We start from the raw sequence: 23956 nt of genomic DNA, 5'->3' as shown, positions 1-23956 counted from the left end.
CAGTTGTTTGACATCAAAAAGCATCTTTTTTTTCTGGTACTGCTAGTCATTTTGGGTAGTAGCATGTTTGCTATTGCTCAAAAAGCAGCAATTCCTGAGGCTCCCAAGCTGTACTTCGATCATCTGGAGGGGCTGCACAACAATCAGATTACTGGCTTTTGTCAGGATCACAAGGGCTATATGTGGATAGCCACCGAAAACGGGCTACACAGATACAATGGAGTCAATTACCGACTGTTTTTGAACAATGGAGATTCTAGTTCTATCAATTCCAGTAGGGTAAAATGCCTGATGGAAGATCATGAGGGGACCTTGTGGATGGGCTCTACTGATGGCCTGTTTCGGTACAACAGGGAACTTGACAAGTTGATCCCCGTGACTTTAGAGAACGAGTATTTCCCAGAGCAAGCTAATCCAAATGTGATTTTGGACATGGTGGAAGATACGGTGAGAAAAAAAGTATGGATAGCCAGTCTATCCGAAGGCTTGTTGGTCTATGATTATACAACAGAAAAACTAACCCCCTATTTTAAAAGAGATGGCGAGATTCCACTAAAGAATTATTCCCTCAATAGTTTAGCACTCAAAAGCCTCCTGCTGGATCAAGATAATAATCGGTTGTGGATAGGACACTATGCCAAAGGATTGAATATAATTGATTTGGACACTCAGGAAGTTCGCTCTGTTGTTTTACTCAACAATGAGGAGGATACTGTACAGCAGCTGACTACACTCAGGATAGTGAGGGAGGGTGTTTTGTGGGTTGGGACTCTTGAGAATGGAATTTTTGAGATGAATTTGAATGGGGAGCACCCGAAAGTGCAAAGACAACTTTTACACATTGCGGGTGATAAAAATTCCCTATACAATGATTATATCGAGTCGATCTATCTGGATAGGGAAAATAGAATATGGGTGTGCAATGACAATGGCGGATTGCATCTTTATGATGATAGCTTCAATGGATTTCATCGCTATATTCCTGATAACAAACCCCATTCTATTGTAAATATCTCAGTGAGGTGCGTGTATCAAGATCGACAAAATCGACTGTGGGTAGGCACAGCGCTCGAAGGAGTAGATGTGGCAGACCCTATGCTGCACAAATTTCATCATTTGATGAAGTCAAATTATAAAAGTCAAACACTAAGTAGTAACATCATTCGAGATTTTCATGAGGATGAATCTGGTAAAATATGGATAGCAACCGATGGTGGTGGTATCAATATATATGATCCCGCCACTATGAAAATCGATAATTTGAGACTGGATGAAGAAGTCAAAAATTCAATTTCTTCCGATGCTGTCCTTTGTATGCTAGATATTGATCAATCTATCTGGATAGGAACTTGGAATGGAGGAATCAACATCATCGACAAAAAATCCAGAGATGTTAAGAGATTTCAACCAACTCATAGTTCATTGAAAAGTATCTTTTCCTTGATCGAAGACCGTGATGGTTTTATATGGGGGACTAGTTTTTCTAACGGTCTCCAGCGAATCAATAAAAGTACAGGTGAGGTCAGAAGTTATCGCTATGATGCAACCCATGAATATGGACTCAAAAGCAATATGGTGTATGCGCTCTTTGAAGACAGTCAAGGAAATATTTGGGTTGGAGGTGAGGCAAAGGGTTTGTACATTCTGAGATATGAAAACAAGGAGATGGGTAAGTTTGAAGGACTAAATTTTACAACTGAAGACGTGCTAGATATAGCGAGTGATTGGGTATCTCAGATATATGAGGACAAAGACCACCGTATTTATTGTGCTACTTCTTCTGGCTTGATTGAGGTGGATCCTACCACCATGAATTTTGAATTCGTGCTCAGAAATAAATTACCAACGACAGATATCAGATCAATCATAGAAGATCAGAAGGGGAATCTTTGGTTAGCAACTACATTAGGGTTGAGCAAGTATGACCCTGTCAAAGACTCGGTTCTCAATTTTTCGGTGAGAGATGGTTTGCAAAGAGGGAAGTTTACCAAAAACACCATAATGCTGACCAAGGGAAACCTCATTTATGTAGGAGGATCCGAAGGAGTCAATCTTTTTGATCCTTTGAATATTCCTTTCAATCGATACAAACCAGACGTACATTTGGCTGGACTCAAACTTTTCAACAATCGTGTCCAAGTTGGTGATTCTACAGCTTTATTGAAGAGTCACATAGCTGTTTCTCCTGATTTGATCTTTCATCCTGACCAATGGAGATTTACTCTTGAGTACATTGCGCTGAATTTTACCAGACCTGACTTCAATCAATATGCCTATATGTTGGAAGGAATGGAAGAAGAATGGAACTATGTCGGCAACCAAAGGGAAGTGACTTACACACATTTGAACCCAGGATCATATACTTTCAAAGTCAAGGCAGCCAACAATGATGGCGTCTGGCAAGAGCAGCCTGCCATGATCTCAATTACCGTTTTGCCACCCTGGTGGCGTACTTGGTGGGCAGTCATGCTGTGTGTATTTGTACTCATACTCTGTGTAATGGGCTATGTACGGTGGCGAACCTATAAGTTGTCTGCCAGAGAAAGAGAACTCCGTACCATGGTCAAAATGAGAACCTCTGAATTGAGTGACAAGAACAGAGAGTTGGAAGAACTTAACAAGGCGATTACTGATCAAGCGGAAGAGCTACGCACCTACAATGAAGCACTCAATGCCATGAATGAAAAGCTCGAAGAACTTGTGGAGATTCGTACCCAAAAGATTAGAGAAAAAAATGGGAAGCTTACCAAATTTGCCTTTGACAATGCTCATCGTGTCAGAGGGCCTCTCACAAGAATCATGGGCATGATGAATCTGATTGAGAAGGAGTCAGAATTGACAGAGAGAGAATTTTGGATTGAAAAAGTCGCAGAAGCATCCAGAGAAATGGATGAAATCACCCGCAGTATGGGCAGCGAAATCGATGAACACTTGAAAGACGACGTATAAGAAACTCAGAGGATTGGATCAATCTCTCTGAGTTTCTTATACGCCTTAGGTGGTCTATGTAAGGTATGTTACTGCGCCCCTTTGATGATCTCATCTACTACTTCTGGATTTAGGAGTGTAGAGGTATCTCCAAGATTTGAAGTATCATTTTCAGCTACCTTGCGGAGGATTCTTCTCATGATTTTTCCAGATCTGGTTTTTGGCAATCCCGATACAATCTGAACCTTGTCAGGCTTGGCTATTGGTCCGATAATCTTGTTGACCGTCGCACGGATTTCTTCCTTGAGGTTTTCTTCGGTACGTCCTTCCATATCACAGATCACATAGGCATAGATGCCTTGGCCTTTGATATCATGAGGATAACCAACCACAGCAGATTCGATGACTTTTGGATGCTCGTTGATGGCGTTTTCTACTTCGGCAGTACCCATTCTATGTCCCGAGACATTGATCACATCATCCACTCGTCCCAAGATTCGGTAGTAGCCATCTTCGTCTCTTTTGACCCCATCTCCTGTAAAATACATCCCTTTGTATGTAGAAAAATAAGTGCTTTTGCAACGCTCATGGTCTCCGTAAGTCGTTCGGATCATTGATGGCCAAGGATGACTGATACAAAGATTGCCTTTGACTCCATTGCCTTTCAATATTTTGCCATCAGCATCGACAATGACGGGTCGGATGCCTGGTAAGGGTAAAGTCGCATAACCTGGCTTGGTAGGGGTCAAACCTGCTAAAGGTGAGATCATAATTCCTCCTGTCTCTGTTTGCCACCAGGTATCTACGATCGGGCATTTCCCTTTGCCGATGTGGTCGTGGTACCAGTGCCATGCTTCTTCGTTGATAGGCTCACCGACTGTGCCCAATACCTTGAGCGAATCTAGTTTATAAGGCGTCACTGGATCGAGTCCGAATGCCTGCAAAGCACGGATGGCTGTTGGAGCTGTATAAAATTGGTTGACTTTGTATTTATCCACAATTTCCCAAAATCTCCCAGGCGTGGGATAGGTAGGTACACCCTCGAACATGATAGTTGTTGCACCAGTCAGCAATGGTCCATAGACTATGTAGGAGTGACCTGTGATCCAACCCACGTCAGCTGTGCACCAATACACGTCATCGGTGTTGTATTGAAACACGTTTTGGAAAGAATATTGGGTATATACCATGTAGCCTCCGGTAGTATGCACCACGCCTTTGGGCTGACCTGTAGAGCCAGAGGTGTAGAGGATGAAGAGCATGTCTTCTGAATCCATTTCCTCAGCTTTGTTGATGCTATCTACTTTGGCTACTTCGTCATGCCACCAAAGATCTCTGCCAGCTTTCATGGTAACAGGCGTTTTGGTGCGCTCTACTACGATTACCTTCTCTATGGTTTTGGTTTTTTCTAGTGCCTCATCTACTACTGATTTTACCCCAATAGACTTGGAGCCTCTAAAATTGCCATCTGAAGTCAAGACTATTTTTGCCTCGCAGTTGTTGATACGATCGGCTAAGGCAGTAGAAGAGAACCCAGCAAATACCACAGAGTGAACTGAGCCGATTCTGGCACATGCCAGCATAGCAATAGCTGCCTCAGGAATCATAGGCATGTAAATGATAACCCGATCTCCTTTTTTTACTTGGTTTTTGAGGAGTACATTGGCAAACTGACAGACCTTTTCGTGCAGTTGTCTATAGGTGAGTGTGACGTTTGCTTCCTTAGGATCATTAGGTTCCCAGATGATGGCAGGTTTGTCACCGATGGTGAACAGATGTCGCTCCAAGATATTTTCTGTGATGTTGAGTTTGCCGTTGATGAACCATTCTACTTTGGCTTCCTCAAAATCTGACTCTACTACTTTGTCCCATTTTTTCCTCCAGTAAAACTGATTAGCGATTCTTTCCCAAAACGTATCGGTGTTGGCTACACTCTTTTCATAAGCCAAAAAGTATTCACTGAGGTTTTCTACTTTACTTAACATGGATAATTATTTAGTCTCATTTTTTAATCAAATAAATATACTTTCTTTTAGATCAAATCACAGAAACTATTAGCTAGGAAGCTATAAAATGATGCTTAATGTCCAATATTGGATTGACAATGAACTTGCTAGAATCAGAGAGTGAAAAGAGATAGTTTATTAGCTTTGTGGCATAATTCATAGCTCGATACCATGGACGAAAGATATATGCAGCGAGGCGTATCTGCCTCAAAAGAAGATGTACACAACGCCATCAAAAACATAGACAAAGGGATATTCCCTAATGCCTTTTGTAAAATCGTCCCAGACATGCTCGGCGGCAGTGAGGACTATTGCAATATCATGCATGCAGATGGTGCGGGAACCAAGTCTTCATTGGCCTATATGTATTGGAAAGAAACGGGAGATATTTCTGTTTGGAAAGGGATCGCTCAGGACGCTGTGATCATGAATACAGACGATCTGCTTTGTGTAGGTGCTGTGGATAATATCTTGCTGTCATCTACGATCGGAAGGAATAAAAACCTAATCCCTGGAGAAGTGCTCACTGCACTGATCGAAGGTACCGAAGAAGTCCTCCAGATGCTCCGTGACAATGGTGTCGATATCAAGTCTACAGGAGGTGAAACGGCTGATTTGGGTGACTTGGTTAGAACCGTGGTGGTGGATAGTACTGTCATCGGTCGCATGAAAAGAGCCGATGTAATCACCAATGAAAAAATCAAAGGGGGTGATGTGATTGTGGGATTAGCCTCGTACGGTCAGGCCAACTATGAGACAGAGTACAACGGCGGCATGGGGAGCAATGGTTTGACCTCTGCTCGCCACGATGTCTTTGCTAAAAAATACATGGAGAAGTATCCAGAGTGTTTTGATCCATCCGTGCCAGCAGAGTTGATATACTCTGGGAGCAAAGATCTGCTAGACAAGGTAGATGGCTCGCCACTTGATGCGGGGAAACTCGTGTTGTCACCGACGAGAACTTATGCGCCGATCATCAAGAAAATACTAGAAAACTATCGATCACAAATCCATGGGATGGTTCATTGCAGTGGAGGTGCACAAACCAAAGTCCTCCACTTCGTCAATGACGTGCATGTGATCAAAGACAATCTTTTTGAAATCCCTCCACTGTTCAAACTGATCCATGCAGAAAGTGGGACAGATTGGAAAGAAATGTACAAGGTATTCAACATGGGTCACCGTATGGAGCTTTACGTACCAGAATCACTCGCTTCAGAGATCATTGCGATCTCAGAATCATTTGGTGTCCCTGCACAAATCATCGGTCGTGTAGAATCATCCAACATCACCAAAGCAACCATTAAGTCTGAAAAGGGCGAGTTCGAATATTTGAAGTAAGGTATTTTATTTGGCCTGTGACTCACAGACCTCACTACGGCATTAAAAAACCCATCGCTCAATGAAGAACGATGGGTTTTTGATTTTTCATTCGTGTATTGCGATACACGTTGAGAAATTAAGCTTTCTCTAGATCTCTTTTAGACTTTCTGTACAAGAAGGAATTGAAGATGTTTCTCTTGGCGAAGCGGTATTGATTGTCTGCGTTGATCAATTTGGAATAAACGTTTTTGTTGACGCCAAAGTACTCGTAGGTGGTGCCGTCCATGAAGGATACCTCTAGCAACAATCCTTTGTGTCTGAAATCTGCAATGCCTGACTCAGTCGTGGTGACCGTGTACTCAGCTAAGTTGGCCTCTTTGGTCTCAGGTGCGATGCTCACGAGGAAGTGATAGGCATCAATAATTTTCTGACTTTTTAGTTCTGCTTCCGCTTTTTCAGCTTCGTCTTGGAATTTGTCAGGGTGCCATTCTTTGACCAAGTTTCTGTAGGTTGTCTTGAGTTCTTTGAGGTCTGTGTTTGCTGCTGCGTTGAACAGCTTTCTGTATTCCGCGATACGTTTCATAAACGGTCTTTTTCTTATCCAGCCGCAAAGCTAGTGATTATTAAGTTCTAAAGTGTTTTTGGATATCAAAAGAGTGATTGGCGAATAAAGAGGAAAAAAGGAAGCCAGTCATGACTTCCTTTGGGTGTGGAGAATATCGGATTCGAACCGATGACCTCTACGCTGCCAGCGTAGCGCTCTAGCCAACTGAGCTAATTCCCCATATTTTTGCTTCTTGATTTATGACAAAACCTTTCGCTATTTCTATAGGGTCGCAAATATATTCTTATTTTTCAATTTACTCCTAAAGGTATCAGAACATTGGCTAGGGATTTGTAGATTTTGATTTTCTTCGATAATCTGTAGATAGCCAAAGGTTTCAATTCCCTGCTCAAAATTGTGTGAGGTAGAAAATGGTTTTTAGGCATTTGACTTTTACTTCTTGATCATTCATTATTATTGCGGTAGATCATATCACTATTTTATGTGCGGGATTACCGGTGTTTGGGCTTTCAATGAGGTGGGTAGAATTCAGATCAACAATCTGGATAAAGCAACAGGGTGTTTGGCTCATAGGGGACCAGATCACCATGCTATATGGAATGATCATTTGGTGGGCTTGGGACATCGCCGTCTGTCTATCATCGATACCAGTGCAGACGGGCATCAGCCGATGCAGATCATGGATGGCCGCTATGTGATGGTCTTCAATGGTGAGATTTTCAACTACCGCCAGTTACGCCAAGATTTGCAGTCCAAGGGCATCCAATTTCACTCCGAATCAGATACAGAGGTGATCATGCATCTCTACGCCCAAGAGGGAAAGGCTTGTTTGCAAAAGCTGAATGGTTTTTTTGCTTTGGCGATATACGATACCTCTGAGCAGTCACTTTTTATAGCAAGGGATCGTTTGGGCATCAAGCCGCTGCTATATTTCCAAGATGAGTTTAAGCTGCTTTTTGGTTCAGAAATGTCCGCGATCTTGGCCTATGGCTTGGATTACAAAATCGACAATGAGGCTTTGCATTATTATCTGCAACTGAATTACACACCAGCTCCGCTGACGATGATCAAGGGAGTGAAAAAACTCATGCCAGGCGAATGTTTGGAGATCAAAGGCAAACAAGTAACGAAAAGTAATTACTACGAACTACAAAGCCATCCGAGTCCATCAAACCTGTCCTATGAGGATGCGAAAAGGAAATTGGCTCAGCTGATGGAGGAGTCGGTTCAGAAGAGAATGGTCGCGGACGTGCCCTTGGGTACTTTCCTCAGTGGTGGGATTGATAGCAGTGTCATCACGAGTATAGCGGCGAGACACACCAATCAGCTGTCGACTTTTTCAATAGGTTTTGAAGGGAATTCGTTTTTTGACGAGACACATTATGCAGAGTTAGTTGCCAAGAAGTGCAAGACCCATCACACAGCTTTCAAACTGAGCAATGAGGAGATATTGTCGCACATGCCTGCGTTTGTAGATCATATAGATGAGCCCTTTGCCGACTCGTCGGCGCTCTTGGTATATATATTGAGCAAAAAAACCAGAGAGCATGTGACGGTCGCTCTCTCGGGTGATGGAGCGGACGAGATATTCTCTGGCTACAACAAACATGCAGCCTGGCTCAAGATGGAGTCCAAAGGTAGCTTGAACAAATTGATGTCATTGGCACGACCTGTGGCTGAACTCATGCCACAATCCAGATCTGGTAAGCTGTCCAATCGGATGCGTCAAGTGATTCGCTACGATCAAGCTCGCCAGCTCAAACCAAAATCTCGCTACTGGTTTTTGGCATCATTGGCTAGTCAAGAGTATGCGGATAACATGATGCGGGATTCATTCGCTGGGTCGGACATGCGAGAGCAGTGGATGCAAGATTTAGATGGCTATCGTGACATCAACGATCTGTTGTACATGGATACGCAGTTTGTCCTGCCCAATGATATGTTGAAGAAGGTCGATCTCATGTCGATGGCGTCTGGTCTGGAAGTTCGTGTGCCTTTCTTGGATCACGAGGTGGTCGAGTTTGTACACTCTTTGCCTGTCGAGTACAAAATCAATGCTCAGATGAGAAAAAAGATTTTGCAGGATACCTACAGAGACATTTTGCCCAAGGAGCTTTATCGCCGATCCAAAAAGGGGTTTGAGATGCCGTTATTGAATTGGCTCAAGACTTCTCTGTCTTCGGAGTTGTCAGCCACCTTATTTGACCGGGACAAAATCGAAGCGGGAAAGATATTTAACTGGTCTGCTGTGGAAAAACTCAAAACCAAGATGTATTCGGGCAATCCAGAAGATAGCCATGCTCATGTTTGGGCGCTTTACATTTTTCAAAAATGGCAAGAGAAGCACTTTTAAATTTGGCTTGGACTTGTTATCCTACCGAATTGCCTTAATTTTATTTCGGAATAAAAAAATAGCGAAATGCTGAACCTCAACAATCTTCTAGTCTGTCTAGATGGAACCAATTTAGATGACCATTTGCTGAAATACAGCGCAATGATGGCGCGTTTTTTCACCAACACCAAGACGACATTTATTCACGTAGCTGAGACCAATGGGGATCAGTCAATCAAACATAACCTACAAGAAAAGGTCAACACTTTTTTTGATTCAGATTGTGAGAAAGAAGTATTGGTTATTCAAGGAACTGGGGCTCATCATATTCTAAGTTGGGAGGGATTGAAGGAGATCGATCTCGTCTTGATGGGTATCAAACCTCGGTCGGTTTCAACGGGTGTTCAGGCAACCCGCGTACTGAATGGCTCGCTATGCTCCGTCATGCTGGTGCCTGTTACGGCTAAGTACGATGTATCCAAGGTGTTGATCCCGTTGGATTTTTCGGAGGATTCTTTGCGATCAATCAATACCGCTATCAGGATCAAAGAGCACACCGATATCGAGATCTTCCTGCAACACGTATATTTCGTGCCAAATGGCTACAGCAGCACCGGCAAAACTTATGAGGATTTTGCTGAGATCATGCGCAAGAACAAGGTCAAGGAGTACGAGACGTTCATCAAGCAGAATGAACTGGATGAGAGCAAATTTGAGGTGGTTTTTACGCTGGACGAGGATCAAAAACCCTCAGACAACATCTATGAGATGGCCAAGGAAAAGAATGTCGATTTGATCATCATAGCTTCCAAAGGCAGAACCAAAGCTGCTTCTATGTTGCTGGCCAGTACGGCTGTTGGCTTGGTACACTATGACGAAGATGTGCCTTGCTTGGTTGTCAAGGACAAAAACGAAAGCATTGGATTTTTTGATGCCTTGCTCAAAATCTAAGACTGAACTACACCAGTAACTTTGTATTCGTTTTTATCAAGCCCAATGATTTTTTGAAAACCGCTGAGCTCGTAGTTTGTGATTAGCCCCGTGTTGGGGTTTAGTTCAAAGACACCTTTGTTTTCAGTCTGGTAGATATAGTTGTCTTTGGTCTCGATGTAGATCAATCTGATGAGTCGGTCGCTACTGTCAAAAGTTAATCTGAGGGTCAAAGGCCCAGAGTTCTCACCGTCTTTTCTGGTGTAGATATATTCACCATTTGATTGAGTTTTGAGATAAGCACCATTGGTAAATACCCTTTCGAATTTTTTGCTGAATAGTGATTTGAATTCACCTTGTACAAAAATAGAGTCAGCCACCACTGCTTTCGATTCGGTAGTACCATTGATGTTTGCCGTTTTGTGAATACGCTCACCTAGCAACCCAATGGATTGCAAGGTGACCAGAGAGTCGAGATGAGCCAGTTGGCTGTCGTCTTTTGAGACGATCTCATCTTTAGAGAGACAGGAGAATAATAGGGTATTTATTACTAAGACAGCTATCAGACGGCTAATGTTCATGAACAGATAATTTTGTACGCAATTTAGTAGAAATCTCGATTTCGTAGGCTTATTAGACTCCACATGACACTAGGTACGTATTTTAGATTTTTTAGACCAACTCCATTCATTAGTTTTGTGGAAAATAGTAATACATGATTGACAAGTTAGAAGATATAAAGCACAGGTTCGAAGAAGTAGGCCAATTGGTCGTACAGCCAGATGCTATGAACGATATGAGCAACTATTCAAAGTTGAGCAAGGAGTACAAAGACTTGGAGAAGATTGTGATCAAGTACGATGAATATCGCATGATATTGGACAATATAGCCAGTTCGAGAGAGATTTTGGAGAAGGAAAAAGATCCAGAATTCAGAGAAATGGCCAAAATGGAACTGGAGGAACTGGAGCCCAAAAAGGAGGAGATGCAAGCAATCCTCAAAGACATGCTCATCCCCAAAGATCCAAATGATGACAAAAATTCCATACTAGAGATCAGAGCTGGAACCGGTGGAGACGAGGCGGCAATATTTGCGGGAGATTTATTTAGGATGTATAAGCGCTACGCCGAAATGCAGGGATGGAAGCTCAACGTGATGGATTTGACAGAGGGGACTTCTGGAGGGTACAAAGAGATCATCAGTATGGTGACGGGTGAAGATGTCTATGGCAAGCTGAAGTTCGAGTCGGGTGTGCACCGTGTACAACGAGTGCCAGCGACCGAGACTCAGGGGAGAGTACATACATCGGCAGCTACCGTAGCGGTACTGCCAGAGATGGAAGAGGTTGATGTACAGATCGATATGAATGACGTACGAAAGGACACATTCTGCTCCAGCGGTCCAGGCGGACAATCTGTGAACACCACTTATTCTGCGATCCGCTTGACGCACATTCCTACAGGATTGGTAGTTTCTTGTCAGGATGAGAAAAGCCAGATTAAAAACCTGGAGAAGGCATTGAAAGTCCTGAGAGGTAGGATATACGATATCGAATTGAAAAAACACAATGATGCGGTAGGTGCGCAGCGCAAGTCAATGGTCGGTAGTGGTGACCGTGCTGACAAGATCAGAACGTACAATTATGCACAAGGGCGAGTGACAGACCACCGCATTGGGTATTCTCAGCACAACTTACCCACCGTGATGGATGGCGAGATTGGCAATTTCATAGAAGAACTACGAATTGCAGAGAATGCCAATAAATTAAAAGACGGAGAGTCTTAATAGTCTTACCATTAAGCAAACAATTTGAAAATAAAACTTCCTTTATTAGTTGCCCTAGGTATTTGGGTGCTGATCCAATCCTGTGATCCAGTGGAGGAAGAAATTTCTCGTGACAGCTCCGAGTCTCTTTTGTTTTCTTCAGATACCGTCAAATTCGACACGTTGTTGAGTAGTGTGGGTAGCATCACAAGGAGATTCAGGATTTATAATCCCAACCAAAAAGCAATTCAGATCGATCGTTTGTTTTTGGGAGGAAATCGTGATTCTCCATATGGCCTGACCATCAACGGTATTCGCACAGAGTCTTTCAAGAACGAAGTGATTTTTGGTAAGGACAGTTTGCTCGTGTTGGTTGATGTCTTGATCGACCCTATGGATGAATCCTTGCCTTATTTGGTCAAGGACTCTGTTGTCATGGAGTACAACCAACAGCAAAAGGATGTCAAGCTGGTGGCTTGGGGGCAGGATGCCAATTTCTTGGATCGTGAAGTAATCGAATGCGATGCGGTATGGACAGCAGGCAAACCCTATGTGTTGTATGACACTGTCTTGATTGCCAAGGATTGTTCACTGACAGTAGAACCTGGCACTCGTATTTACATAGACAACAACTCTGCCTTGGCAGTGGCAGGGACTTTATTGGTCAACGGTACAGCGGATAGCAAAGTAATCATCCGAAACACACGTCTCGATCCAGACTACGAAGTAGCACCTGGCCAATGGAATGCGATACTGTTTCTAGAAGGCAGCAAGGACAATATCATTGATCATGCCCTCATCAAAAATGGCGTAATAGGTCTACGCGTCGGTAGTCCTGATGACGATGCGGATTTTGATTTGGTAGTGTCCAACACGAGTATTGCACACATGTCTTCGTCAGGAATTTTGGCTTTCAACTCAGATATCCATGTTTACAACACAGAAATTTACAATTGCCAAACTGAACTGCTAGGCAATTATATTGGAGGCAATTATAAGTATGAGCACTGTACTTTTACCAATGCACCGAGTCTGTACACCAGAGACCAAGCTTCTGTGATCTTGTCCGACAACCTCTTACTTGGTGATGGTTCTGCTTTGATAGAGGAGCTAAATGTGGAACTAATCAACTCTATCATCTGGGGTGAATTGGATGAAGAATTGACAATATCGGTTTCTGGACAAGCCAATGTCTCCATCTTACTTAACAACAACATTATACGGTCTGCCAACAGTGACTATGAAGAGCTGGGCAATGTGATCAGTCAAAAGTCTAATTTTCCAGGTTTTTATGCGCCAGCATTCTACAACTACCAATTGGACTCATTGGCGAGCGCCAGAGATAGAGGTACACCATCAGCCATTGTCTTTGACCTACTGGGTACCCCGAGGGATGCTATGCCAGACTGGGGCGCGTACGAAAGAAAAGATTCTTTGCCCTAGAAAATCCCCAAGGATTTCTTAATTTTAGTTTGTGTCCAACCCACTAAAAAACTACCTGAGACGGTACTTTGGCTTCACCAGTACAGAGATCCGAGGGCTTTTTGTCCTTGTACCACTTTTGGTGTTTGTCCTTTTTATCCCACAACTATACAAGTCATACCTATCAGGACATCAACTCGACTCTAGTGCCAAGGATCAAGAGGTTTTGGACGTTTGGATGAAGGAGTTGAAGAGTCAAATCAAGGTGACTGAAGATGAGGATCTTCGTGTTTTGGCAAAGCATTTCGATCCCAATCTGATAGATGCCGAGCAATGGAGGGAAATGGGTTTTTCGGAGAGTGTATCAAAGCGGATAGAAAAATACGTAACCAAAGGTGGGCGATTCAAACGAAAGGAAGATTTGCTCAAAATATATGGGATCAACACACGGCTTGTCAAGGCATATTATGACTACATGTATTTTCTTCCTGAGGAAAAATTGAGAATAAATAAAGCCTATCAACCTCTGAGAAACGAACAGTCCCTACCTGTGATACCCAAAAAAGAGCAGAAGGAGCAGGTCATTTATGACCTGAATTTAGCAGATACCACAGAACTAAAAACCATCAGAGGCATTGGCTCTTTTTGGGCGAGAAAGGTGGTGAGTCATCGTGAGAGATTGGGTGGATTCGTCGATCGTATGCAGGTATATGAAATTGATTACATGAAAGACAGTGTCGCGGATATAATTTTGGAACACACGACATTTACCGTGACCAACATCCGACAATTAAACATGAATACAGCGACTACAGAGGAGTTGTCCACTCATCCGTATATCAATTATAAACTGGCCAATGCCATAATCAAATACCGCAAACAACACGGGGATTATCAGTCTGTAGATGCACTCAAAAAAATCGTAATTTTGGATGAGCCTACCTTTGATAAAATTAGACCGTATTTAAAAGTGGCAGATTAAATCCTGAATTGGATATAAAGTCGTAGCACTTCATTATTTTAGAAACTCAACAGTCGTTATGCAAGAGATCCTAAAATCCTACCTTCGCCGATTAACCAACCTATCTGGAAGCAACAGGTCAATTCTCTTGCTCAAACTGCTCTCAGAGCAGTTTATAGATATCCATGAGTTTGACTATGCCTTGAATCAACCGTCCTTCGACATCATGAAGGGGTTGATGGCACGCAAGACAAAAATACCCCTATGCAGTGTACAAGACAGCAGAGACAAGGATAGCAACAAGCTATCTACTCGGTTGAAGAAGCTGAAACGTGTGGATCATTTGGTGTTTGAGGAGCAGGGTGCTAGAGACCTCTATGTCGGCTGGCCTTTCGTCAAAGGCAAGTTCAATGACGGGACGGTTGTCCGCTGTCCGCTGATGTTTTTTCCTGTGACCCTCGAATCTGATGAAAAGCAGTGGTATGTAAGTTTCCGAAAGGACGTCAACATTACGCTCAACAAGTCATTTGTTTTGGCTTATGCTTTTTACAACGGACTGTCCCTGGACGAAGGATTGTTGGAGCGGGTTTTTGATGATTTTGACAGAGAGAGTACAGGATTTAGAACGGATCTTTTCGAACTACTCAAGGCACACAACATGGAGGTGCATTTCAATCAGGACAATTTTCAAGATGTTTTGAAGCGTTTTGAGAGTTACAAAAAACCTGATTTGGATTTATTAGAAAAGGAAGGGGAGTTAAAACTCTTCCCAGAGGCCGTGTTGGGTATTTTCCCACAGGCGGGCTCCTATTTGGTGCCTGATTATATGACACTGATCGAGGAGGACAAGTATGCTTCGATGGAGGACTTTTTCTTGGAGAGAAATTTGGATGAAAATGATAATGAAAAGGATTCTTCATCTTATTACAGGTTCTTGAAGCGGGTCAAAGAGGATCAGACTTTCACACCATTCAAGATGGATGCCTACCAAGAGAATGCCATCAAAGCCATCAAGAAAGGAAACTCTGCTGTGGTGCAAGGACCTCCTGGTACGGGCAAATCACAGATGATATGTAACCTAGTAGCAGACTACATTGCCCGTGGCAAAAACGTGCTGGTCGTGAGTCAAAAGCGAGCCGCATTGGATGTGGTGTTTGGTCGCTTGAAAGAGAAGCAACTCAACGATTTCATCGGTTTGCTCCATGACTTCAAAAACGATAGAAAACCAATCTATGAGCAACTCGAAGGTCAAGTGAACCGCTTGACTGACTACATGGCGATGAATAATTCCTTGGATGCCCTCCAGATAGAAAGGAATTTTCTCAAGACCAGTCGACGAATTGATCAGTTGGAAGAGGAGTTGGAGGAGTTCAAAGATGCATTGTTTGATGAATCGGAATGTGGCCTCTCAGTGAAGGAATTGTATTTGACATCCAGTCCGCATGAACCATTTTTTGCACTCAATCAGGAGTACCGCGGTTTTCATTTTGATGAAGTAGATGGGTTTTTAAAGAAAATTCAAACCTATAGCCAGTATGCTTCTCGCTTCCTCAACGAGAATTACACTTGGTACAAACGCAAATCCTTTGCCCTGTTGACCATGTCGGATCTACAAAACATGGTGAAACATCTGGATGAGATGTATGACTACATCCATGTACTGGAGACAGTGACGGAAAAGGCAGTTGGCAAGAAGTTGAAGTTTGAAGATGCGGTGGAGATCATTGACAAGCGTGACGACATCACACACCTATCCGAGCTCCTTCAGGAGCCAGATGTGTACAATGGTGTACTAAAGTTGAACAAAATATCCATACGACCCGTGACCAAACAGGAAGTGGTCGAGGTAGAAAAAATTGTATTGCAGTTTTTCAAAGGACGAGGGCCAGAACTCTCCTTGCATAGTTCGGAATTGGGTAGATTCCAAGAGGTTTTGGAGCGGGGTATCAGTGCGAGAGAAAATATCTTTCGTTGGTTTACTTGGAAGTTTTTTTCCAAAGACAAAATATTTATCACCAGAGTGTTGGTTGCCAATCAATTGCGAAACAACAAAGAGGATTTCAGTACGCTGGTCACGATGGTAGACAATCGCTTGAATCTGGAACACAACATGTCTCGCTTCAAGAATGGCGATGGTCTCAACCGTCTCCCTGATATTTATAATCGAATCAATGTCCAAAACTGGTTTTTCTTCCAAAAACAAAGCATCGAGGCACGTGACATTCTCAACGAAATACGTCCGCTCAGGGATTATATTTCGCTGGAGACGCATACGGAGGAAATCTATACTGAGAAGCTGAAAAAACTGGTGACTTCATTAGAGCCAATTGGAGAAAAGTTGAAAAACTGGTTGATCTATTTCTCTATTCCTCAGATGCGGGAGATATTTTCTAGACAGATGGAAACAGGGGTGCTTTTGTCTACGCTGCGAAAGGATTTTGACTCCCTTTGTGAGTTTGACCAGCTCAGTGACAATCTGAACAATGAAGAGAAAAATATCATCGAGAAACTCAAAGATCATTCCTCCAAAATAGATGCTGAGGTATGGCAAAGGGATTTTATGAATTCATTGAAGTTGGCTTGGATTGACCACTTGGAATTGAAATACCCTATTTTGAGAGCAGTGAGCTCCAACAAGTTGGAAGACCTGCAATCTGAGCTACAGGAATGTGTGCGTGAAAAACTGAGAATCAGCAACGAAATATTGCTCATCAAAGCACGAGAGCGTGTTTATAAAAGCGTAGAATACAATCGCCTCAACAATCTGGTAACCTACAGAGACTTATTTCATCAGGTCACAAAGAAGAGAAGAATCTGGCCAGTGAGAAAATTGATGAGCAATTTCCCAAGAGAGATATTCGATTTGATGCCTTGTTGGTTGGCCTCTCCAGAGTCCGTCTCAGCTATTTTCCCAATGGAAAAAATGTTTGATTTGGTGATTTTTGACGAGGCTTCACAGTGTTTTGTCGAGAAGGGATTGCCTGCCATGTACCGAGGCAAGCAGGTCGTGATCGCTGGAGATGACAAGCAGCTCAAACCCAATGATCTGTATCAGGTCAGATGGGAAGAAGAGAATGAGGATGATCTACCAGAGTTGGATTTTGATTCCTTGCTCAATCTCGCCAATCAGCACATAATGCAAGTGCAACTCAATGGACACTACCGCAGCAAAAATATCGACCTTATTCGATTCTCTAATGAGCACTTTTATGGGAATAGACTCAAAATGCTGCCTGATTTTGAGGAGGTAAACCAACACAAGGCAGCGATCGAGTACCTCAAAGTGGAGGGTGTCTGGGAAAAGAATGACAATCAGGTAGAAGCGCAGGAAGTCTCTAGATTGGTCAAGCGATTGCTGGACCAGCGACCTGAGTTAGAGATTGGAATTGTGACTTTCAATTCCCGTCAGCAGATGTTCATCATAGAGCATCTGGAGCAGTATGCGATTGATCACAATTTCCTGATCCCTGAGACCTTGATTGTCAAAAACATTGAGAATATCCAAGGGGACGAAAAGGATGTGATTATTTTCTCTACCGTCTATGCGCCTGATAGTAGTGGAAAGTTGAATATGCATTTTGGTAGTCTGAATGCCGATGGTGGAGAAAACCGTCTCAATGTAGCCATCACACGTGCCAGGGAAAAAATCTATTTGATCTCCAGTATTCATCCACAGCAATTGCGGGTAGATGATAGTAAAAATGAGGGACCAAAACTGCTCAAGAAGTACCTAGAGTTTGCGCACAAAATCTCCGAAGGTCAGGATATCAAGTATGATTCTCAGGAGCTTGGGCATTCGTCAGGCTGGTACCTGAAGTCAAAAATAGAGAAGTTGGGTTATGAGAAATTTGAAGACATCAGGCTAGTAGAAAGCTTTCCTAACATTGATCTGACCATCAAAGAAGGCAAGGATTATGCTGGTGCTGTGTTGACAGATGATGATTACTATCATCAATCAGTTTCTGTCAAAGACGCACATGTTTATAGAGATTTTACCCTGAGACAAAAGAACTGGCCTTACACACGAGTTTACAGCCGACAGTTATGGGCAGACCCAGAGCATGTCAAGGAGCGACTCAATCGTTTGATTTTTAGAAATCTGAAAGAAGAAAGTTAGACTTCAATTTGTGTCCGTGTAGGACGATCTGTATTTCTTACTTCTCTGATTTTTCTACCTTCAATCCAAATGAGAGGATACCAGGCAGTTCTTCCATTCTCATGAATTGCTTGATTTTGAACGAATGATCTCCAGTAGTATTGAATTTGTAGTTTTCAAAAATCAATACTTCACGATCAAATAAATCGCCTACTCCATCGCCCAGTGGGGTCCCCGTTTTTTTGTCAAACAAGACGAGTTCTTGGAGCTTGGAATCAATGATTTGCTCTGTCGAGTCTTCTAGGTAATAGGTTACGTACAGATTGTAGTAGGGGTACCCCACGGCATACCTAATGATGTATGAAATATCATAGGCCTGTGTACTGTCCTCTACCCCGAAGTGAAAAGTAGCCAGAGAGTCTACATGCCATACACCTTCTGTGATATCATGGTTTTTGTCAATGAGTGTATCACTAGAGCAAGAATAAAAAAATGCAGAGAAGATAGTCGCAGACAAAAGAATTAAGTGTGTTTTCATGATTGATTAGGTTTTTTCTGATTGTTTTGGTTGCTTTTGTTTGGCGATTTTCTAAACTTATTTCTGCTCTTATTTCTTCTTTTCTTGTTGGAGGAGGACTTTCCTTTCTTGTTGAATTTCTTGTCCATCTGCTCCAGATCACTATTGAGTGATTGAAACTCCATTTCTGGCTCCTTGATGTTTTCGATCAAGGACTGAGGTGTTTTTCCAGCTGCATTGAGTTTTTGGATTTCAATGACTCTCTCAGCAGAGAGAGCGATCCATGCACTGTCATTTTTGTAACCAAACCACATGATTTTTCTGAAGATGTCAGTTTTTTGTAGTCTAGCCTCGCCTTGCTCAGTGAGTAGCCCTTTGTCTACCTGAGGGATATGCTCTAGAGCTTCTATGTAGGTCTCCAACTCATAGTTGAGACAGCACTTGAGTCGGCCACATTGACCGGATAGTTTGCTCGGGTTGAGAGACAAGTTTTGATATCTCGCTGCTGATGTAGAGACACTTTTGAACTCTGACAACCAAGTAGAGCAGCAAAGTTCTCTGCCGCACGATCCGATACCACCTAGTCGGCTGGCTTCTTGCCTCAAACTGATTTGACGCATCTCTACGCGGATTTTGAACTCTCCCGCCAATTGCTTGATCAGTTCTCTAAAATCCACTCTTTCTTCTGCAGAGTAGTAAAATGTCGCTTTGGAATTGTCCGCTTGGTATTCAATATCCGTGAGCTTCATATTGAGTTTCAGCGTATTGATGATTTCTCTGGTGCGGAATAGGGTCGGGTTTTCTCGTTTTTGAACGGAATCAAATTTTTCGAGATCTTTCTGGTTGGCAATGCGGTAGATGCTGCGTATTTCATCATCGTTCTTGACTTTTTTCTTTTGCATCTGCAGACGCACAAGCTCACCTTGTAGCGATACATAACCCAAGTGGTGACCATTGGGCACATCTACCACAACTGGATCACCAGGATGAAGTTCTAGGTCATTGGTGTTTCTAAAAAACTCCTTGCGACCGTTTTTGAATCTGATTTCTAAAATATCGAATTGATCGTTGGTTGGATTGTCCATGTTAGACAACCAATCAAATACGTTCATTTTGTTGCAACCACCGCTGCTACATCCTCCATTACTGTTACAGCCCTTTACGTTTCCGTCTGCTGCTGTAAGTACCCCACATGAACTACATCCTGACATATTAGTTGTTTATGATAGCCCTAAATATAATCAAGAATTGCTATGATAGAGAGAAGCTGGATCATTGATCATACAAGATGTCATGATTTGTAAGTTAGTAGGTCTTGACCGATGTCTTTTCGGTAGTTCATGCCCTTCCAATTGATCTTTTCGAGATTGGCGTAGGACTTGTCCAAAGCCTCTTGAATAGAACTGCCTAAGGCTGTGGAAGCGATGACTCGTCCTCCATTGGTCAGGATTTTTCCACTCTCCATTTTAGTCCCTGCATGAAAGACGATACCGTCGTTGGTGTCTCCAAGGCCTGTGATTTCTAGTCCTTTAGGATAGGCATCTGGATAGCCTTCGGATACTGCTACCACAGTAGTGGCTGTTTCAGTACCGATTTCAATTCTCTCGTTTTTCAATTCTTTTTTGGCCGCAGCGATCAAGTGTTGTAGTAGGTCAGATTTGATTCTTGGGAGAACAGCCTCCGTTTCGGGATCACCCATTCTGACGTTGTATTCGATCACGTTGGGCTCTCCGTCTTTATTCATCAGTCCGATGAAAATAAAGCCCACATAGTCTATTTTGTCTTTATGCAACCCTAGCACTGTAGGTTTGATAACTTTTTCTTCTACATTTTTCATGAAAGCCGCATCCGCGAAAGGCACTGGTGAGACGGCGCCCATGCCACCAGTATTTGGTCCAGTGTCACCTTCACCTATTCTTTTGTAATCCTTGGCTTCAGGAAGGATCAGGTAGTCTTTACCATCCGTGAGGACAAATACGGACAACTCTATGCCGTGCAAATATTCCTCAATCAAAACTTTGGAACTGGCATCACCAAATTTACCTGCCAGCATTTCATCCAGTGTATTTTCAGCTTCAGACAGGTCTTCAGTAATGATGACCCCTTTGCCCGCAGCTAGGCCATCGGCCTTTAAAACATAAGGTGCCTCTACGGTTCTTAGAAATGCTTTGCCTTCTTCGATATTGTCTTTTGTGACAGCTTTGGCACCAGCAGTTGGGACACCATGCTTGATCATGAATTCTTTGGAAAAATCTTTGCTACCCTCTAGACGTGCTCCTGTTTCATCTGGTCCTACGAGCAAAATGTGCTGTAAGGCAGGGGTAGAAGTGAAATAATTTCTAATGCCCTTGACCAAAGGTTCTTCTGGACCCACGACAACTAGTTCGATGTTGTGCTCAATTACTGCCTGTCCGATACGCTCAAAATCATTGACGCCATAAGGAAGATTGATAGCTAAATCCTGAGTGCCTGCATTGCCTGGGGTAGCGTATATTTGATCACAAAGAGGGCTTTGTTTGATCTTCCAAATAAGGGTATGTTCTCTTCCGCCAGAACCAATCACAAGTACATTCATCTTCTTTTTGCTTTGATTTGAAAGAGGCAAAATTAAGTGAAATAACTTATCAGTGGCCAATTGACCCCGAATTATGTACCGAAGAGATCCCTACGGTGCAATTCGGGACTTAATCCTTGGATATCAAATAGTTAATATACTGAATATCAGTATATTATAAATAGCATTGCCAACATGACCTATAAAAAACTTGAAGCGTATCGCAATCAGCGCGTAGCGAACAGCGGTAAGTTTAATTGGCGTACTCAGACATAAATTTGATTCTCATCAATCGTACTTCTTCTTCAGAATATCCATCGTATTCTAGTTCTTCCATGGCGACTTCTATATCATCCGTTTCGGCTGTGAGGAAGTAGTCCAGAAGGTCATCTTGCCTGTCTTCGTCAATGAAAGAATCGATGTAATAATCTAAGTTTAGTTTTGTCCCTGAATAGCAAATGTTTTCTATTTCGGCTATTACGGCATCAAAGGTCATGTTTTTAATTTCAGCAATTTCCTCTAGGTCTACCTTGCGGTCAATCTGCTGGATCAAGAATATTTTAATCTTTGACTTGTTGATAGCGGACTTGATGACTACATCTGAGGCAGTGGTCAAGTCGTTTTCCTTCACGTACTTGCTGATCAGGTCCACGAATGGTTTTCCAAATTTGGCTACTTTGCCTACTCCTACGCCGTTGATCTGAGCAAGATCCTCATTATTGGTAGGGTAGGTAGTGGCCATCTCTTCCAACGAGGGGTCTTGAAATATGACGTAGGGAGGTAAATTCTTTTCTTTGGCAACCTTCTTTCTTAGATTCTTGAGTAGTTCGAAGAGTTCCTCGTCATGGGCTTTGATATTATTGGTTTCATTCTTGTCGAGTTCTTCCACCATATAGTCATGGTCTTTGGAGAGTTCGATTGGATAGGGTGATTGGAGGTAATCATGACCTTTTTGGGTCACTTTCAACACACCGATATTCTCTATGTCCTTTTCCAAAAATTCATTGAGTAGAGTCTGTCGTACGATAGATCTCCAAAATACCTCTGTGTCGCTACTACCAATTCCAAATACATCTAACTTGTTGTGATCATAGCTTTTGACATATTGGTTTTCGATCCCACGTGCTACATCTACGAGATGTTTGATGCCAAATCTTTGTTCTGTTTTGATTGCTATATTGATGGCCTTTTGAATGAATTCTTGTCCTTGGAATATTTCTTTGGGATGAGCGCAGTTGTCACACATGCCGTCGGTTGAGCAGTCTGTATCTGTGTATTCTTCGCCGAAGTAATGCAACAATTGGCGTCTTCTACATACCGAAGATTCAGCGTAGGACGACATTTCTTCCAAGAGGAGCTTGGAGTTCTCTCTTTCTGTGACTGGTTTGTCTTTGTTGAATTTCTCAAGTTTGATAATGTCGTCCAAACTATAGAACATTACACATTTCCCTTCCAATCCATCTCTGCCCGCTCTGCCAGTTTCTTGGTAGTATCCTTCGAGAGATTTTGGTGTGTCATAGTGGATGACAAATCGCACATCAGGCTTGTCAATCCCCATTCCAAAGGCAATGGTGGCTACAATCACATCGACGTCTTCGTTGAGGAAGCTGTCTTGGTTTTTCATTCTTACAGACGAGTCTAGTCCTGCATGATAGGGGGCGGCATTGATATCATTGACTTTGAGCAATTCGGCTATTTCTTCTACCTTTTTTCTGCTGAGACAGTAGATGACACCAGACTTGCCTTTGTGTTCTTTGACGAATCGAATAAGTTGTTTTTTTACATCAACTTTTGGTCTGATCTCGTAGTAGAGATTTTTTCGGTTGAAAGAAGATTTGAATACATCCGCATCTTCCATTTGGAGATTTTTCTGGATGTCGAGTTGGACTTTAGGCGTAGCAGTAGCAGTCAGTGCTATGATGGGAATAGAACCGAGCTGCTCTACAATAGATTTGATTCTGCGGTATTCTGGACGAAAGTCATGCCCCCATTCGGAGATACAATGCGCCTCATCAATGGCTACAAAAGAGATGTTGGCTTCACTTAGAAACTCCACATTTTCCTCCTTGGTGAGAGACTCTGGAGCGACATAGAGCAACTTGACTTGACCCGCCAAGGTTTCCTGTTTGACTCTTTTGATCTCGGTCTTGTTGAGAGAGGAATTTAAAAATTGTGCATTGACACCAAAAGCATTCAACTGATCAACTTGGTTCTTCATCAGCGCAATCAGCGGAGAGATTACGATGGCCGTGCCCTCTTGCATGACAGCAGGTAGCTGATAGCACAGCGATTTGCCTGCGCCTGTTGGCATCAACACAAAAGTGTTTTTGCCTGACATGATGTTCTTGATGATAGCTGCCTGATTTCCTCTGAACTTACTGAAACCAAAAGTGTTTTTCAGTTGCTCACGAAGTTCTTCCTCCTGAATAACAACCATTTTTCTCAAATTTATATGATACTTAATTTAACGAAAATCATTCGGATATCGAATAATGAACACCAATATTGTATCAATGGGGTTAATTTTTTAACTACTTTATTATTCAAAATAAACTCT

15 protein-coding genes and 1 tRNA gene are annotated in these 23956 nt (G+C 42.6%); 8 read left to right on the top strand and 8 right to left on the bottom strand.

Annotation, left to right across the window (positions count from 1 at the left end; all coding sequences use genetic code 11):
• Window positions 1-3: 3 nt before the first annotated feature.
• Window positions 4-2949, top strand: a complete 2946-nt coding sequence (locus N6H18_RS04560) for a ligand-binding sensor domain-containing protein (RefSeq protein ID WP_262310652.1) — start codon at window positions 4-6, stop codon at window positions 2947-2949.
• Between the two features lie 68 nt (window positions 2950-3017).
• Here N6H18_RS04560 and acs read toward each other — a convergent pair whose 3' ends face one another.
• Window positions 3018-4913 (bottom strand): acetate--CoA ligase, encoded by a 1896-nt coding sequence (acs, locus tag N6H18_RS04555; RefSeq protein WP_262310651.1) that lies wholly within the window; start codon window positions 4911-4913, stop codon window positions 3018-3020.
• 192 nt (window positions 4914-5105) lie between these two features.
• Between acs and N6H18_RS04550 the strand changes: the two genes are divergently transcribed.
• On the top strand, window positions 5106-6275 hold the full coding sequence (locus tag N6H18_RS04550; RefSeq protein WP_262310650.1) for an AIR synthase related protein: 1170 nt from the start codon (window positions 5106-5108) through the stop codon (window positions 6273-6275).
• A 118-nt stretch (window positions 6276-6393) separates the two neighbouring features.
• On the opposite strand, the gene N6H18_RS04545 is transcribed toward N6H18_RS04550, so the two are convergent.
• Both N6H18_RS04545 and N6H18_RS04540 read right to left on the bottom strand, forming a co-directional pair.
• Window positions 6394-6840, bottom strand: coding sequence for a KTSC domain-containing protein (locus N6H18_RS04545; protein WP_262310649.1), 447 nt, complete (start codon window positions 6838-6840; stop codon window positions 6394-6396).
• Between the two features lie 127 nt (window positions 6841-6967).
• Window positions 6968-7041, bottom strand: a tRNA-Ala gene (locus N6H18_RS04540).
• 262 nt (window positions 7042-7303) lie between these two features.
• Between N6H18_RS04540 and asnB the strand changes: the two genes are divergently transcribed.
• Together asnB and N6H18_RS04530 are read left to right on the top strand one after the other, a co-directional pair.
• Entirely contained in the window at window positions 7304-9175 is a 1872-nt protein-coding gene (gene asnB / locus N6H18_RS04535; RefSeq protein WP_262310648.1) for an asparagine synthase (glutamine-hydrolyzing), read from the top strand.
• Between the two features lie 66 nt (window positions 9176-9241).
• Window positions 9242-10105: a universal stress protein gene (locus N6H18_RS04530; RefSeq protein ID WP_262310647.1), complete on the top strand. Its 864-nt coding sequence runs from the start codon at window positions 9242-9244 to the stop codon at window positions 10103-10105.
• Here N6H18_RS04530 and N6H18_RS04525 read toward each other — a convergent pair.
• Window positions 10102-10665 carry a hypothetical protein gene (locus tag N6H18_RS04525; RefSeq protein WP_262310646.1) on the bottom strand — a complete coding sequence of 188 codons (564 nt, stop codon included), beginning with the start codon at window positions 10663-10665 and terminating at the stop codon, window positions 10102-10104. The two genes, N6H18_RS04530 and N6H18_RS04525, sit on opposite strands and share 4 nt — an antisense overlap.
• 134 nt (window positions 10666-10799) lie before the next feature.
• Here N6H18_RS04525 and prfA point away from each other — a divergent pair, with 134 nt between their 5' ends.
• Genes prfA through N6H18_RS04505 form a run of 4 tightly spaced genes read left to right on the top strand, consistent with a single transcriptional unit; the run spans window position 10800 to window position 18349 of the window.
• On the top strand, window positions 10800-11870 hold the full coding sequence (gene prfA / locus N6H18_RS04520; RefSeq protein WP_262310645.1) for a peptide chain release factor 1: 1071 nt from the start codon (window positions 10800-10802) through the stop codon (window positions 11868-11870).
• A gap of 24 nt (window positions 11871-11894) precedes the next feature.
• The gene (locus tag N6H18_RS04515; RefSeq protein WP_262310644.1) at window positions 11895-13292 is read left to right on the top strand and encodes a hypothetical protein; all 1398 of its coding nucleotides are present in this window, start codon (window positions 11895-11897) and stop codon (window positions 13290-13292) included.
• A 31-nt stretch (window positions 13293-13323) separates the two neighbouring features.
• Entirely contained in the window at window positions 13324-14253 is a 930-nt protein-coding gene (locus N6H18_RS04510) for a ComEA family DNA-binding protein (protein WP_262310643.1), read from the top strand.
• A gap of 58 nt (window positions 14254-14311) precedes the next feature.
• Window positions 14312-18349, top strand: a complete 4038-nt coding sequence (locus N6H18_RS04505) for an AAA domain-containing protein (protein ID WP_262310642.1) — start codon at window positions 14312-14314, stop codon at window positions 18347-18349.
• A 37-nt stretch (window positions 18350-18386) separates the two neighbouring features.
• Here the strand turns inward: N6H18_RS04505 and N6H18_RS04500 are convergent, their stop codons facing one another.
• From N6H18_RS04500 to recQ, 4 genes are all read right to left on the bottom strand, one after another.
• Window positions 18387-18866 carry a gliding motility lipoprotein GldH gene (locus N6H18_RS04500; RefSeq protein ID WP_262310641.1) on the bottom strand — a complete coding sequence of 160 codons (480 nt, stop codon included), beginning with the start codon at window positions 18864-18866 and terminating at the stop codon, window positions 18387-18389.
• The gene (locus N6H18_RS04495; RefSeq protein ID WP_262310640.1) at window positions 18863-20056 is read right to left on the bottom strand and encodes a PSP1 domain-containing protein; all 1194 of its coding nucleotides are present in this window, start codon (window positions 20054-20056) and stop codon (window positions 18863-18865) included. The genes N6H18_RS04500 and N6H18_RS04495 overlap by 4 nt, the downstream gene beginning before the upstream one ends.
• Window positions 20057-20136: 80 nt before the next feature.
• A complete protein-coding gene (gene purD / locus N6H18_RS04490; protein WP_262310639.1) occupies window positions 20137-21420 on the bottom strand; it encodes a phosphoribosylamine--glycine ligase in 1284 nt (427 codons plus the stop codon).
• A gap of 232 nt (window positions 21421-21652) precedes the next feature.
• Window positions 21653-23836: a DNA helicase RecQ gene (gene recQ / locus N6H18_RS04485; protein ID WP_262310638.1), complete on the bottom strand. Its 2184-nt coding sequence runs from the start codon at window positions 23834-23836 to the stop codon at window positions 21653-21655.
• Window positions 23837-23956 lie beyond the last annotated feature (120 nt).

The organism is Reichenbachiella agarivorans, from assembly GCF_025502585.1.
Classification (GTDB): domain Bacteria; phylum Bacteroidota; class Bacteroidia; order Cytophagales; family Cyclobacteriaceae; genus Reichenbachiella; species Reichenbachiella agarivorans.
Note: the sequence above shows the minus strand (reverse complement) of the source record. Positions and strands in the feature narration are given on the sequence as shown.